Below are 12573 nucleotides of genomic sequence, written 5' to 3'. Positions count from 1 at the left end.
GCTTTGCCGTGGCATTCCCTTCTCCCCAATCAGAAGGAGGTGCGGCGGTAGCGGCGATACTCCGGATGCCAGAAGTTGGCGTCGATGGCCTGATCGATCACCTCGTCCGGGGTCTGCACCGCCTTGCCCTGCAGCATGGCGGTCTTGGCCACCATCTTGGCGATGTAGCGGGAGACCTGATGGATATCCGCCAGGTCCGGCAGCAGGGAGCCCTCCTCCCCTTTCACCAGCGGCGAGCACTCCGCCAGCGCGCGGCTGGCCGACATCAACATGGCGTCAGTCACCCGGGTGGCGCCGGAGGCGATGACGCCAAGGCCGATCCCCGGGAAGATGAAGGAGTTGTTGCACTGGGCGATGACGTAGCGCTTGCCCTTGTACTCCACCGGTGCAAACGGACTGCCGGTTGCCACCAGCGCCTGACCGTCGGTCCAGCGGATGAGGTCTGCCGGCGTCGCCTCGACCCGGGAGGTGGGGTTGGAGAGCGGGAAGATGATGGGACGGGCACAGTGCTTGTGCATGCTCTTGACCACCTCTTCGGTAAACAGCCCAGGCTGGCCGGATACCCCGATCAGGATGTCCGGGCGACCGTGCTCCATCACCTCCAGCAGGGAGATATTGTCCCCCACTGGCCAGTCTTTGATCCGCTCCACCGGCTGGGAGAGACGGCGCTGGAAGTCGAGCTGGTTGGGGATCTTGTCGGTGATAAGACCAAAGCGGTCCACCATAAAGACCCGGCTGCGGGCCTGCGCATCGGTCAGCCCTTCGGCCTTCATCTGCGCCACGATCTGCTCGGCGATACCGCAACCGGCGCTGCCAGCCCCGAGGAAGGCAACACGCTTCTCGGAAAGCTTGGCGCCGGAGGCCTTGCAGGCGGCGATCAGGCTGCCCAGCGTCACAGCCGCGGTACCCTGAATATCGTCGTTGAAGCAGCAGAGCTCGTTCTTGTAGCGGTTGAGCAGCGGCATGGCGTTGTTCTGGGCGAAATCCTCGAACTGCAGCAGAATATCGGGCCAGCGGCGCTTGACCGCCTGAATGAAGGCATCGACAAACTCGGCGTACTCATCTCCAGAGATACGCGGATTGCGCCAGCCCATGTAGAAGGGGTCATTCAGCAACTGCTGGTTGTTGGTGCCCACATCCAGCACCACCGGCAGGCAGTAGGCAGGCGAAATGCCGCCACAGGCGGTGTAAAGCGACAGCTTGCCGATGGGAATGCCCATGCCGCCAATCCCCTGATCACCCAGACCCAGGATCCGCTCACCATCGGTCACCACGATCACCTTGACGTTCTGCTTGGTGGCGTTTTGCAGCATGTCATCGATCCTGTCCTTGTCCGGATAGGAGATAAACAGGCCACGGGCGCGGCGATAGATGTTGGAAAACTCTTCGCACGCCTTGCCGACCGTCGGGGTGTAGATGATGGGCAGCATCTCGGTCAGGTGGTTGTGCAGCAGACGGTAGAAGAGCGTCTCGTTGGTATCCTGGATGTTGCGCAGATAGATGTGCTTGTCCATGTCGTTGCCAAACGCCATGAACTGGCGATAGGCGCGCTCGGCCTGCTCTTCGATGGTCTCGATATTCTGGGGCAACAGACCTTCGAGGTTGAAGTTGCTGCGCTCTTCGCTGGTGAAGGCGCTGCCCTTGTTGAGCAAGGGGGTCTCCAGCAGGGCGGGACCGGCGTAGGGAATGTAGAGAGGACGTTTCTGGTTATTATCTTCAAACATGGATCTTGGTACCTAAACGGTTAGCTAGACGCAGGGACCCGCCGATCCTAGGGGCTTGTGTCATTAATTTCAAAGAGTTTGCACATCCGTTGCAAAAGGTTTGCGACCCAGTCGACGAAAGGCGCCGGGGGTCTGACCAGTCAGACGGCGAAAGCAGTTGGCAAAGTTGGCCCCATCGCTGTAACCGACCCGGGCCGCCAGCTCGCCAAGTGGCCAGTTGGTATAGAGCAGCAGCTGGCGTGCCTTGTTCATTCTGAGCTCGGTCACCCTCGCCATCGGCCCCATACCGAACACTTGCTGACAAAGCCGGTGCAGATGGGGGACGGAGCAGGCCATCTGTCGGGCCAACAGGGCGACACTCCAGGGCTCGTCCAGGCGCGCCTCCACCCGGCGAAACAGCGCCTGCAATCTGAGTTCAGGGGTGCCGCGCACCTCCCCTTGCAGGGTACGCTCCAGCAGCGCCAGCAACAGGCTAAGCAGTTGGGGTTGCAGCGAAGAGCGAACCCCCTCCCCCTGCATCAGGCTGAGCAGATGATAGAGCCGATCGCCGCCATCCCCTTGCCAGATACGGTGACCAAGGCGGTGCAGGTGCTGCCAGCGCGGCACGTCATCGAGCAGAATCCAGCTGATCTGCCAGCTTTCGCCAATCAGCTTGAGACCACCGGGCACGGCGGCGGGCAGGAAAATCAGCGACCCGGCCGGAATGGCTTGCTCCCCCTCGTCGGTGAGCAGTGCGCCCCCCTCATCGTGACTCACCATCAGGATGTGAAACTCGGGGCGATTGCGACGGATCAGGTAGTGATCCCGCACCCGAGAGAGGCCGGTCAGGAAGATCCCCGCCTCGCCGAGCAGGGGCAGCCCTTCACGTCCCAGCATCTGCTCTTCACAGGCTGGCGCTATCTCCAGACACTCGCTGGCAAATGGCATAACACCTCAACAGGATAGTTTTACACAAGAAAACCGAGAGCTACTCACAGTGAGAAGAGCCTCGTCAGCCCCTATCATACCCCTGACAAACCTTGCTTTTCTCATACCCGGTTAACAACTATGAATTATTGGCAAGCGATTTTAAAACAAACCACCGATCGCGAGTTCATGACCCGATTGTGGCGGCTGGCCCTGCCTGTCTCGCTGCAATCCATGATGTTCTCCCTGCTCGGCCTCATCGATATCATGATGGTGAGCCAGCTTGGCACCACGGCTGTGGCGGCGGTCGGCTTGGGTAACCGGGTCTTCTTCTTCAATCTGCTGGTGATAGCGGGCCTCGCGGGCGGGGTCTCGGTATTGGCAGCACAATACTTCGGGCGCGGTGAGATGGCCGGGGTGCGCCGCTCCCTGGCGCTGGCCATAGTGGGCGCCTTGCTGGTCACCCTGCCCTTTGCCTTCATCTATGTGTTATCACCGGGCAGCGTACTGGGTTTTGCCAGTCAGGATCCGGCACTGCGCGAGCTGGCGGATCAATTTTTGATGATCACCGGCGCCACCATCCTCTGTACCGCTATCGTGGTGCCGCTGGAGTCAGCCCTGCGCTCGGTCGGCAATGCCGCCGCGCCAACCCGCATCGGCATTATCGCCATCATCGCCAACGTCATCCTCAACTACGCCCTCATCTTCGGTCACTTCGGTTTCGAGGCGATGGGGGTGGCCGGTTCGGCCTGGGGCACCACCATTTCCCGGCTGCTGCAGACAGCCCTGCTGCTGCTCTACGTAAAGCGCTATGAAGCGCGCCTGATCCCGCGCGCACCAGACTGGCTGGCCGCCTTCAAGCGCAAGGAGGTGGTGCGCTTTACCCTGATCGCCCTGCCGCTGCTGTTCCATGACGGCCTCTGGGCCTTCGGCATGCTGATTTACGGCTTTCTCTATGCCCATCTTGGCACCGATTCGCTGGCCATCATGACCACCCTCGGCACTCTGGAGAGCATCCTTATCTCCCTCTTCTTCGGACTGGCGGTGGCCTGCTCCACCCTGCTCGGCCACCGGCTCGGGGCCGAGGAGTACGAGGTCGCCTGGCAGCACTCCCAGCTGTTCCTGCTGCTGGCACCGATTGGCGCGCTGCTGGTGGGGATCATCGTCTGGCTGCTGCAAGCCAACCTGCTGCAGTGGGTCGGCAACCTGCCCCCCGAGCTGATGACGGAAGCGGGACAGGTGCTCGGCATCATGTGTCTCGGGATGCTGCTCAAGGTGTTCAACATGGTGGGGATCATCGGGGTGCTGCGCTCTGGCGGTGATGTGAACTACAGCATCTTTATCGACATCGTCGGCATGTGGTGCATCGGCATCCCGCTCGCCTGGGTGGCGGTCACGCTGCTCGGCTGGCCCCTCTCCTGGGTGGTGGCGGTGGTCTTGCTGGAGGAGCTCAGCAAGGTGCTGCTGGTGCAGCGCCGTATTCGCCAACGCTGCTGGTTGAAGAATCTGGTGATCGGATAAACAACCACAAATCGGGGTCATATCAATGACAGAAAAACCCTGTTTGCAGTATGCTGGGCGCCTCTTCAATCAGAGACAGGGATCCACGATTTCCCTGTCCAGTAGTCGTTTAAGGAGACGAGCATGCAACCACAGAAAGAGCTGATCACCGAGACGGCCCTGCTTGAGATGGCCAACAAGATCATCAAAGAGCATGAAGACTTCATCCACGGTATGCACGCCGATTCGGTGGAGCAGAAGGGGGATATTCTGGTGTTCAAGGGGGAGTATTTCCTGGCCGAAGATGGTACCCCGACCGGCAAGACCATGGCGGTCTTCAACATGTTCAAGCTGCTGGCCCAGCAGCTCTCCGGCAAGTACAAGCTGGCCTGATCTCGCCAGTTCATTGCCAACAGATGCCGCCCTCAGGCGGCATCTGTTTTTGCGCGGTTTTGCCCCTCGACCACCACGCAGTTGCGTCCTGCCATCTTGGCCTGATAGAGACACTCGTCGGCACGGTTGATCAGAATATCGATGGTGTCATCGGAACGAGCCATGGCAATCCCGATACTCACCGTCACCTCCAGCAATTCGTCCGAGGTGGGGCTCTTCACCAGCCGCGCCTCGACGGCAATGCGCAGCCGCTCAGCCATTTTGCTCGCCAGTGCCGGATCGGCGCAGTTGTGCATCAGGATGGCAAACTCTTCGCCGCCATAGCGCCCCAGCACCATGTCAGGCTCCAGCTGCTCGCCCAGGGTGGTAGCCACCTCCTTGAGCACCGCATCCCCCGCCAGATGGCCGTAGATATCGTTGATCCGCTTGAAGCGATCGAGATCCAGCAGCATCACCGCAAAGGACTTCTTCTTGAGTTGCAGCCGGATTCTGGCCTGCTCCAGCTGCTTCATCAGCAGGCGGCGGTTCATCATGCCGGTCAGCTCATCGGTGGTCGATTCCCGATAGAGCCGCAGCAGCATGTTGAGTTGGCCGCACTGCACCCAGCAACTGGCCATGGTAAACATGCCAAGCACCCACACCTGATTCAGGGTGGCCTGACTCCAGATGCTCTGGCCCACCAGCAGCCAGTGGCCCAGCAGCATGGTCACCAGTACCACGCCTGCCAGTTGCAAGCCGAGGGAGAGGGGGATGGGGAAGATGGCAAACAGGGTGATCAGCAGATAGGGAAAGGCCGCATAGCCCGCCTGCAACTCCTGTCCTACGCCAAAGCTGTTCAGGCAAAAGAGGGAGAAGAGCATCATCACGGCCATCAGGTAGCCAAGGGCCAGCTTCATTCGCTCTCGCTTGAAGTGGATGAGGTACGAGAGCGGAATAAGTGGCGAGAGCGCCAGGGTGCAGAAGATCCTTGCCTGGAATAGCTGCTCGAAATGAACGGCGGGCAAGGTCAACCAATCCACCACGGCCCAGGCGGGCAATCCAAGCATCAGCAGGCAGGTCAGCAGGCGCAAACGCACCGTCATAAAGCCCATGCGAGTACGAGTAAAGTCTTCGGAGTGAACCCTCGCACTCCAGAACTCTGACAACTTGAGCATCCAGAGTCTCCACGATGAATACTGAGGGCTCATTCTACACCTACAAAGTGGTAAAAATGTCATTAGCGGGGAGAATAAAAAGGAGAGGTCGGTCACACAAACCGACAGATGATAATCGCAGTGCGCAAACGTTTCAACCCATCAAAAAATAAACCTTTTTTTGCATAATTAGCGCTGGTCAGCCTCATTTCAATCACTACAATAGCGCCCAATTTTCTCCCCCTCCCCACACAATTCGAGGTACTTATGGAACAGGCTGCTGTCACACGCGCCAATCGAGAGGCACATCCACCCAGGCGAGCCCATAGCGAACTGGTCTATGGCATAGAGGATGTCCCGCCTCTGCCCCAGACGCTGTTCGCCGCCCTGCAGCATATGCTCGCCATGTTTGTCGCCATCATTACCCCGCCCCTGATTATCGCCAATGCCCTCGGCCTCCCTGCCGCCGACACCCGTTATATAGTCTCCATGTCGCTGGTCATGTCCGGCATCGCCTCCTTCATTCAAACCCGCCGCTTCGGCCCCATCGGTTCCGGCCTGCTCTCGGTACAGGGCACCAGCTTCAACTTCCTCGGCCCCATCATCGCCTCCGGTCTCGCCCTCAAACAGGCGGCCATGCCCACCGAGGATCTGTTGGGCACATTGTTCGGCACCATGCTGGTTGCCGCACTCACTATCGTGGTGATGAGCCGCTTCCTCCATCTGGTGAAACGGATCATCACCCCGCTGGTGACCGGCATAGTGGTGCTGCTGATCGGTCTGACCCTGATCAAAGTGGGCCTGATCAGCATGGGCGGCGGTTATGCAGCCCTCTCTGATGGCAGCTTCGCCAGTCACACCAACCTCTTCCTCTCCCTGCTGGTGCTCGGCCTTATCGTGTTGCTGCAACGCAGTCGCAACCCCTGGCTGCGTCTCTCCGCCATCATGATCGCCATGCTGGCGGGCTATGCCGTGGCGCTATTGCTGGGCAAAGTGAGCGCCCCCTCCTTCGACGGCCCCCTGGTGATGGTGCCCATTCCGCTCCACTACGGCCTCGGCTTTGACTGGCAGCTGTTCGTGCCGCTCGCCATCATCTTCGTGGTGACGGCGCTCGAAGCGATCGGCGACATGACCGCCACCTCGGATATCTCCGGCGAGCCACTGGAAGGGCCTGTCTATATGGAGCGGATTAAAGGCGGCGTGCTGGCTGATGGTGCCAACTCCATGCTGGCGGCGGTTTTCTCCACCTTCCCCATGTCCACCTTCGCCCAGAATAACGGCGTTATTCAGCTGACCGGCGTCGCCAGCCGCCATGTCGGCCTCTTCATCGCCGCCATGCTGGCCCTGCTCGGCCTGTTCCCGGCTGTCGCCAGTCTGGTACAGCAGATCCCCGAACCTGTGCTGGGCGGCGCCACCATCGTCATGTTCGGCACTATTGCCGCCGCTGGTGTACGCATCATCTCCAGCGAGGAGCTGGATCGCCGCGCCCTGATGATCCTGGCAGTGTCGCTGGCCATGGGGCTGGGAGTCGCTCAGGTGCCGGAAGTGCTGCAACACCTGCCAGAGCTGGCCAAGAGCGTGCTCTCCTACGGCGTCGCCACCGGTGGCATTACCGCCATCGTGCTCAACCTGCTGCTACCAAAGCGCGAAGCGCGTCACTCCTGAGACATCGTCCACCGATAGCCAACCCAAGCCCCGCACTTGCGGGGCTTTACCTTGCCTGTCGCCACGGGTAGTGTGCTGGGCAGCCTTTTTTGAGGATGCCGCCATGCCCTATCGCCTGCTCTCTCCCCTCCCCGACACCGCTTCACCCGCACAGATACTGGCGCAAGAGCAGCACTGGCTGCGCGACTGTGCCCATGACGGCCAGCCCCGCGCTCACCTGTGGCAGGCGCCCCAATGCCTGATTGTCACTCGCAAAGATACCCGCCTCCCCCGTTACGAAGCCGCCTGCAAACAGCTGGCAGACGAAGGCTGGCCGGTGCATGTGCGCGACAGCGGCGGTACCGCCGTGCCCCACGGGGCGGGGATCCTCAACCTATCCCTGCTGCTGCCCCGCACCACCACTGATCTCGCCCACTACTACCGGCTGCTGGGGGCGCCGCTGCTGACCCTGTTGGCGGAGTACGGCCTTGAGGGAAGCTATGACTTCGTGCCCGGATCCTTTTGCGATGGTCAGTACAATCTGGTGATCGGGGGACGCAAGATCACCGGCACTGCCCAGCGCTGGCTGGCGCCGGGGCAGGATCACCAGGGCGCCGTGCTGGCACAAGCCATGCTGCTGGTGGCGGGTGATGTGGATGAGGGAACCAGGAAGGCGAGCCGCTTCTACGAGCTGGCGGGCGGCGAGCTGCGTTTTATGGCGGGAACCTCCACCACGCTGGCAAGCTGCATCGATTGGCGCGGTAGCGATCAGGCACTGGTGGATAAGGTGCGAGCACGTCTGGATAGCCTGCTGAGCGAGGGGCTATCCCCCTCATCCTGACCTTATCCCGAAGGGAGAGGGAAAGTCCCCGTCCATAGACACGGCGCACAAAAAAGCCACGACCGGAGTCGTGGCTTGTTCTTTTCAATGGGAACGTGAAACGGGCTGAGGCATTCAGGCCGTCTGCGGCTCCGGCTCGGCTTCGCTATCCAGATCCCGGCTAAAGTAGGCGCGGGTCTCGGCGATCACCACATGGCGCAGGCCAATCAGGCCGATGAGGTTGGGCACCGCCATCAGACCGTTAACGATATCGGCCAGCAGCCAAATCATGTCCAGATGGAGGAAAGCACCGCTCGCTACCAGCGCCAGATAGACCAGACGATAGGGCTTGATTGCCTTAACCCCGAACAGATACTCGGTGCAGCGCTCGCCGTAGTAGTTCCAGCCAAGGATAGTGGTAAAGGCGAAGAACAGCAGGCCAATGCTCACCAGATACTGGCCAACATGGGCATCGAGCCCCTGGGCAAAGGCCAGACTGGTCATGGCCGCGCCGCTTGCATCGCCACTCCACACCCCGGTCACCACCAGGGTCAGGCCGGTCATGGTGCAGATGATGATGGTGTCGATGAAGGTACCTGTCATGGAGACCAGCCCCTGCTCCACACACGAATCGGTCTTGGCTGCCGCCGCCGCGATGGGCGCAGAGCCCAGTCCCGATTCGTTGGAGAAGACCCCGCGCGCCACCCCTGACTGAATGGCCAGCATGATGCTGGCACCGACGAAGCCGCCGGTCGCCGCATGGCCGGTGAAGGCACTCTCGATAACCAGCATGACGGCATCGGGCAAGGCGCTGGCGTTATTCACCAGCACGCCCAGACAGGCGACGATGTAGAAGATGGCCATGAAGGGCACCACCTTGCTCGACACGCTGGAGATGGACTTGATCCCTCCCAGGGTCACCAGCGCCACGATCAGGGTCAGCACCACGGCGGTCGCTTCACGGGGCACCGAGAAGGAGAGACTCATGGCGTCGGAGATGGCATTGACCTGAGGGAAGGTACCGATGCCGAAGAAGGCGACACCGATGCCGAACAGGGCAAACAGCTTGGCGAGTGGCTTGGAACCGAGCCCCTTCTCCAGATAGTACATGGGGCCGCCAGCCATCTGGCCGTTGGCATCCTGCTCGCGATATTTGACCGCCAGCAGACACTCGGCGTACTTGGTGGCCATGCCGAACAGCGCCGCCATCCACATCCAGAACAGGGCACCGGGACCACCGAGCTTGATGGCAGTGGCAACCCCCACGATGTTGCCGGTACCAATGGTGGCAGAGAGGGCGGTACAGAGGGCGCCGAAGCTGGAGACATCCCCCTGCTTGCCCTGCCCCTGATCGCGGCCAAAGACCAGCCGCAGCGCGAGTGGCAAGCGCACCACCTGAAGCAGACCCAGACGCAGGGTGAGATAGATACCGGTCCCGACCAGCAGGATCAGCAGGGGCGGGCCCCAGATAAAGCTATCGATGGCGGTTAACGCCGATTGAATTGATGACATGCATCCTCCTTAAGAAACAGAAATTAAGGAGGAGAAGGATGATCTTCCCATAGGTGTCGCGATCGGCCAGAGGCGATCGGATGCGGGCCAAGCCCAGGTACAACCATCCCATCCCCTCTGTCCTTTTGCCTGAGAGTTTCCGGCGCCAGCCTGCCCTTGCGGGTAGTCATGGTGCCTTGCTCCTTCGGCGCCCGATTTAACGGGTCTCTCCAGAGTATCGTCCAGTAGCAGTCCACACCGGTTGCCCGGTACCTGAAAGATTCACTTCTTCGGTGGATGGTTGCCCATCGCTCTCCTGCTACCTTCATCCGAACTAGTTTGGATTAGGAAGTCGGCATGTTAATCCAAAAAATGTGAGCTGTCTCGCACTTGGCCGCCCCCATTTATATTTTTTTAGTGACCACCAGAATCGCAGCAAGAATGTTAAATGTTAGTTAACTATCAACAAGTTAGGCTTTCACGGATCAAATGTGGCCCAAACGGGAAAAATGGCGGATAGAGAACAGTGATCCCTCTCGTTTCGCCAAGAAAATCTTGCCGACATATCCAATCAAAATGCTTGCACACAGAATCAATAAGCCGATAATCCGCCGCATAACCAAGCACTTTGTTATCAATTTATGCACTGTGTTCGGTTGGTCCCACCGGACCGCTCGCCTGACCCGGCCGTCGCCGGTTCAATCGCATATGGCTTGGGCATATCACGCCCCCTAAGGATGACCAAAAGAGAATGAACGAGACCCTGGTTGCAAAAGATGTGGTCGCACAAGATTACCGTCAGCTGGTTGAACAATTCGGCTCCCCCCTGCTGCTGCTCGACAAGGCAGCCGTCCGCAAACAGTATCGGGCCCTGGCCGCCGCCCTGCCCGATGTACGATTGCACTATGCACTCAAACCCCTGCCCCATGAGGCGGTGGTCTCTGTCTTGAAGGAAGAGGGGGCCTGTTTCGATCTGGCCACCAATGGCGAAGTGGATCTGGTGCGCAGTCAGGGGGTTCGCCCGGGACGTTGCATTCATACCCATCCCATCAAGCGCGACAGCGATATCCGTTATGCGCTGGAGTTCGGCTGCACCGTGTTTGTCTACGACAACCCGCTGGAGCTGGAGAAGTTCATTCCCTACAAGGACGAAGTGAAACTGCTGCTGCGGGTCAGCTTCCCGAACCCCGAGACCAAGGTCGATCTCTCCAAGAAGTTCGGCTGCACTCCGGAGCAGGCGCTGCCGCTGCTGCAACTGGCCCACGCCAAGGGGATCAAGGTGATGGGGCTGTCGTTCCACGTCGGCTCGCAAGTGCCTCATGCCCGTCGCCATGTGCAGGCCATCGACGCCTGCCGCGAGATCATGGAGCAAGCCTGGGCGCTCGGGCTCAAGCCCTGGGTGCTGGATATCGGCGGCGGTTTCCCGGTCGATTATGAGGGGGGCGAGTTCGATATCGACGGCTTCTGCGCCCCGATCCGCGAAGCGCTGGCCAAGCTGCCCGCTACAGTGCAGAAGATTGCCGAACCGGGCCGCTTTATCAGTGCGCCGGCCATGACTTCGGTATCCAGCGTGATGGGCAAGGCCCACCGTGGCGACAAGATCTGGTACTACCTGGATGATGGCCTCTACGGCAGCTACAACGGCCAGCTCTATGACCACGTCACCTATCCGGTGAGCACGCCTTATGCCAGTGGCGAGCTGCATAACTCGGTACTCTCAGGCCCCACCTGCGACAGCGTGGACGTGATCCGCGATGGCATCATGCTGCCCGATCTGGCTATCGGCGAACTGGTGGTTGGCAAGGTGATGGGCGCCTATACATGGGCCTCCGCCTCCACCTTCAACTTCTTCCCCAAGGCGAGCATCCTCATTCTGGACAGCAGTCAGAAGGGGCAGAAACTGGTGGCCGTCGCTTAAGACCGACACCCGAATGCAAAGAGGGGAAGCCAGGCTTCCCCTCTTTCGTTTTATCTTGCCAGATCTGGCTAGACGAACTGACTGGTCAGCAGCCAGCCGGTGTAGGCGACGAAGCAGGTGAGCAGCACGCCCCCCTCCAACCGGTTGATACGGCCCTGCCCCTTGCGGCCCAGACACATCACCAGCAGCAGCAGGGTCAACCCCATCATGATGCTCCAGTCGCGGGAGAGCACTTCCGGCGCCACATCCAACGGATGAATACCCGCCGCGATCCCCACCACCGCCAGGGTGTTGAACAGGTTGGAGCCCAGCACGTTGCCAAGGGCCAGATCATGCTCGTTCTTGCGAATGGCGATGAGAGACGAAGCCAGCTCCGGCAGCGAAGTACCGATAGCGACGATGGTGAGACCAATCACCAGATCGCTGATACCAAGCGCCTGAGCGATGGTCACCGCCCCCCAGACCAACAGGCGGGAAGCGCCGATCAGCAGCACCAGCCCGACCACCAACCAGAAAACGGCGCTCTTGAGGGACATCCCCTCGCTCTCGATATCCTCGGCGGTCTCGGTATCCAGCGCATCTCCCTTGCCATTCATGCCAGCCCAGATGGACCAGCCCATCAGGGCAACGAAGACGGCCCCCAGAATGACCGCATCCATCCGGCCCAGATGACCATCAATCAGCAGGGCACCTGAGAGCAGGGTAATACCGAGCAGGATGGGGATCTCCTTGCGCACTACCTGAGAGGCCACCGCGATAGGGCTGATCAGTGCCGTCAGACCCAGGATCAGCGCGATATTGGTGATGTTGGAGCCATAGGCATTACCAAGCGCCAACCCGGGATTGCCCTGTGACGCCGCCAGCGCCGAGACCACCATCTCAGGGGCCGATGTACCAAAACCGATGATCACCATGCCGATCAGCAGCGGTGGCATCCCCGCATAACGGGCGGTCGCCGCAGCACCATCCACAAACTTGTCAGCACTCCAGACCAGCAGCGCCAGTCCGGCAATCAGGGCAACAACAGCCAGGGTCATAACATCT

Annotated in this window: 10 protein-coding genes and 1 riboswitch; of the genes, 5 read left to right on the top strand and 5 right to left on the bottom strand. The window is 60.3% G+C overall.

Annotation, left to right across the window (positions count from 1 at the left end; translation table 11 throughout):
* Positions 1–29 precede the first annotated feature (29 nt).
* Positions 30–1724 carry an NAD-dependent malic enzyme gene (locus tag G5380_RS03860; protein ID WP_421352391.1) on the bottom strand — a complete coding sequence of 565 codons (1695 nt, stop codon included), beginning with the start codon at positions 1722–1724 and terminating at the stop codon, positions 30–32.
* Positions 1725–1793: 69 nt separating this feature from the next.
* Positions 1794–2651 carry a helix-turn-helix transcriptional regulator gene (locus G5380_RS03855; RefSeq protein ID WP_421352390.1) on the bottom strand — a complete coding sequence of 286 codons (858 nt, stop codon included), beginning with the start codon at positions 2649–2651 and terminating at the stop codon, positions 1794–1796.
* A 120-nt stretch (positions 2652–2771) separates the two neighbouring features.
* Here G5380_RS03855 and G5380_RS03850 point away from each other — a divergent pair, with 120 nt between their 5' ends.
* Positions 2772–4151: an MATE family efflux transporter gene (locus G5380_RS03850; RefSeq protein ID WP_103251498.1), complete on the top strand. Its 1380-nt coding sequence runs from the start codon at positions 2772–2774 to the stop codon at positions 4149–4151.
* Positions 4152–4274: 123 nt separating this feature from the next.
* Positions 4275–4523 (top strand): DUF2498 family protein, encoded by a 249-nt coding sequence (locus G5380_RS03845; RefSeq protein ID WP_043818864.1) that lies wholly within the window; start codon positions 4275–4277, stop codon positions 4521–4523.
* Positions 4524–4555: 32 nt separating this feature from the next.
* Here the strand turns inward: G5380_RS03845 and G5380_RS03840 are convergent, their stop codons facing one another.
* The gene (locus G5380_RS03840) at positions 4556–5677 is read right to left on the bottom strand and encodes a GGDEF domain-containing protein (RefSeq protein ID WP_421172541.1); all 1122 of its coding nucleotides are present in this window, start codon (positions 5675–5677) and stop codon (positions 4556–4558) included.
* Positions 5678–5923: 246 nt separating this feature from the next.
* Here G5380_RS03840 and G5380_RS03835 point away from each other — a divergent pair, with 246 nt between their 5' ends.
* A complete protein-coding gene (locus G5380_RS03835; protein ID WP_421316587.1) occupies positions 5924–7321 on the top strand; it encodes a nucleobase:cation symporter-2 family protein in 1398 nt (465 codons plus the stop codon).
* 103 nt (positions 7322–7424) lie between these two features.
* Positions 7425–8141: a lipoyl protein ligase domain-containing protein gene (locus tag G5380_RS03830; protein WP_421352389.1), complete on the top strand. Its 717-nt coding sequence runs from the start codon at positions 7425–7427 to the stop codon at positions 8139–8141.
* Between the two features lie 114 nt (positions 8142–8255).
* On the opposite strand, the gene G5380_RS03825 is transcribed toward G5380_RS03830, so the two are convergent.
* The gene (locus G5380_RS03825) at positions 8256–9632 is read right to left on the bottom strand and encodes an alanine/glycine:cation symporter family protein (protein WP_005338391.1); all 1377 of its coding nucleotides are present in this window, start codon (positions 9630–9632) and stop codon (positions 8256–8258) included.
* Between the two features lie 107 nt (positions 9633–9739).
* Positions 9740–9855, bottom strand: a riboswitch (glycine riboswitch).
* Positions 9856–10362: 507 nt separating this feature from the next.
* On the opposite strand from G5380_RS03825, the gene G5380_RS03820 reads away from it, so the two are divergent.
* Positions 10363–11529, top strand: coding sequence for a type III PLP-dependent enzyme (locus G5380_RS03820; RefSeq protein ID WP_058059164.1), 1167 nt, complete (start codon positions 10363–10365; stop codon positions 11527–11529).
* A gap of 68 nt (positions 11530–11597) precedes the next feature.
* Here the strand turns inward: G5380_RS03820 and G5380_RS03815 are convergent, their stop codons facing one another.
* Positions 11598–12566: a calcium/sodium antiporter gene (locus tag G5380_RS03815; RefSeq protein WP_216951830.1), complete on the bottom strand. Its 969-nt coding sequence runs from the start codon at positions 12564–12566 to the stop codon at positions 11598–11600.
* Positions 12567–12573 lie beyond the last annotated feature (7 nt).

The sequence above is a fragment of the Aeromonas sp. 604443 genome, assembly GCF_049170315.1.
Taxonomy (GTDB): Bacteria; Pseudomonadota; Gammaproteobacteria; order Enterobacterales; family Aeromonadaceae; genus Aeromonas; species Aeromonas veronii_A.
The sequence above is the reverse complement of the archived record's forward strand: the minus strand, read 5'-3'. Positions and strand labels throughout refer to the sequence as shown.